General features: G+C 39.4%; 1 protein-coding gene. It reads left to right on the top strand.

The features are described from left to right. Positions 1-92: 92 nt before the first annotated feature. On the top strand, positions 93-1,031 hold the full coding sequence (locus tag DW677_RS14195) for an IS982 family transposase (RefSeq protein WP_117567652.1): 939 nt from the start codon (positions 93-95) through the stop codon (positions 1,029-1,031). Positions 1,032-1,075: the final 44 nt, after the last annotated feature.

Here is a 1,075-nt window from a genome sequence, read left to right as displayed (position 1 = left end):
TTAACCTGTTGTGCTAGATAAAATAATATAAAGAAACTTCAACAAAATGTGCTATCCTATTTGTAGGCAATACAACGAAAGGAGGCATCATTATGTTGAAGTTCCAAAATAATAATACCACTGTTATTGCAACTTTTGAAGACTTTATTTTAACCACTTACGTTATTATTGACGAATTGTATCATCAGTTTGCACTTCCTGAGGTTGCCAAGCGACGGCATGTTTTAGATGCAAAACTATCTGATTCGGAAATCATTACCATTAGTCTTTGTGGTGAGTTGCTTGGCGTTGATTCTGAAAATGCCTGGTTTTCTTTCGTGAAAAAGAATTACAGACATCTTTTTCCGAAGCTTTGCAGCAGAAGTCGTTTTAACAGAACGAGGCGTGCTCTGATGCAGACAACCGAATTATTAAGACAAAAGATGCTCTCTGTTTTTCCGGTTCCGGTCAGTTCTTATTGCATTATTGATAGTTTTCCGCTTGCAGTCTGCAAATTTGGACGTGCACGATACTGCAAAACATTTCGCAGCCAGGGTGCTGATTACGGAAAGTGCCCTTCTAAAAAGGAAACTTACTTCGGCTATAAAGTGCATGCCCTGGTCACATTAGAAGGTTACATTACTGCATTTGAGATTACGCCGGCATCCACAGATGACCGTGAAGGATTACGGGATCTGGTGGATAATTGTTCAAATATTACAATTTTAGCAGATAAAGGATATGTTGGCGAAAAACTCATGCAGGAAATGCAGGAACAAACGATCTGTCTTTTTGCACTCAAGCGTTCCAACAGTAAAGAAAACTGGCCAAAATCGGTGCGTCAGCTGATCTTCAAATTGAGAAGACGGGTAGAAACTGTCTTTTCACAGTTAAGCGGTCAGTTAAATGCAGAAAGAGTACTTGCCAAAAGCTTTCAGGGCTTATGCACCCGTTTGGTTAATAAAGTATTGGCATACAACCTCTGCATTGCATTAAACAGTATTTTCGGTGAAACCTGCGAACTTGGAAAAATCAAAGAACTGATATTCTAAAAAATTTGGTAACTGTTCAGTAGGTCTGCGCACTTGCTGCGCTG

It is taken from the genome of Clostridium sp. AM25-23AC, from assembly GCF_003435125.1.
Classification (GTDB): domain Bacteria; phylum Bacillota; class Clostridia; order Lachnospirales; family Lachnospiraceae; genus Pilosibacter; species Pilosibacter fragilis.
The sequence above is the reverse complement of the archived record's forward strand: the minus strand, read 5'-3'. Positions and strand labels throughout refer to the sequence as shown.